At 54.8% G+C, this 522-nt stretch carries 5 tRNA genes; all 5 read right to left on the bottom strand.

Going from position 1 to position 522, the window contains the following annotated elements:
• Positions 1–52: 52 nt before the first annotated feature.
• The 5 genes from ACY1JZ_RS26090 to ACY1JZ_RS26070 all read right to left on the bottom strand — a co-directional run bounded on the left by ACY1JZ_RS26090 (position 53) and on the right by ACY1JZ_RS26070 (position 521).
• Positions 53–128, bottom strand: a tRNA-Thr gene (locus tag ACY1JZ_RS26090).
• Between the two features lie 23 nt (positions 129–151).
• A tRNA-Phe gene (locus ACY1JZ_RS26085) sits at positions 152–224 on the bottom strand.
• Positions 225–237: 13 nt separating this feature from the next.
• Positions 238–314 (bottom strand) — tRNA-Asp (locus ACY1JZ_RS26080).
• Between the two features lie 38 nt (positions 315–352).
• Positions 353–429 (bottom strand) — tRNA-Met (locus ACY1JZ_RS26075).
• 16 nt (positions 430–445) lie between these two features.
• A tRNA-Val gene (locus ACY1JZ_RS26070) sits at positions 446–521 on the bottom strand.
• Position 522 lies beyond the last annotated feature (1 nt).

The following is a 522-nucleotide window of genomic DNA, read 5'->3' as shown; positions in this document are numbered from 1 at the left end:
AGAGAACAGATTTACAGTCTGCTGCGTTTGGCCACTTCGCTAATCCTCCATGTGGTGCCGCCGAGAGGACTTGAACCCCCAACCTACTGATTACAAGTCAGTTGCTCTACCAGTTGAGCTACAGCGGCAAATATGCAATTGTCTTTCAAGGTGGCTCGGGACGGAATCGAACCGCCGACACGAGGATTTTCAGTCCTCTGCTCTACCAACTGAGCTACCGAGCCGTATGATGAATAATGGCGGAGCTGACGGGATTCGAACCCGCGGTCTCCTGCGTGACAGGCAGGCATGTTAGGCCTCTACACCACAGCTCCACATTACAAGCTCTCGGATTCACTCCGATGATAAAGTTTGGTTGCGGGGGCAGGATTTGAACCTGCGGCCTTCGGGTTATGAGCCCGACGAGCTACCGGGCTGCTCCACCCCGCGTCGTTAAAATCTTATATGGTGGACGCTGACGGGATCGAACCGCCGACCCTCTGCTTGTAAGGCAGATGCTCTCCCAGCTGAGCTAAGCGTCCT

Source organism: Paenibacillus sp. J5, from assembly GCF_054955055.1.
This window is presented reverse-complemented; position numbering and strand designations above follow the sequence as displayed.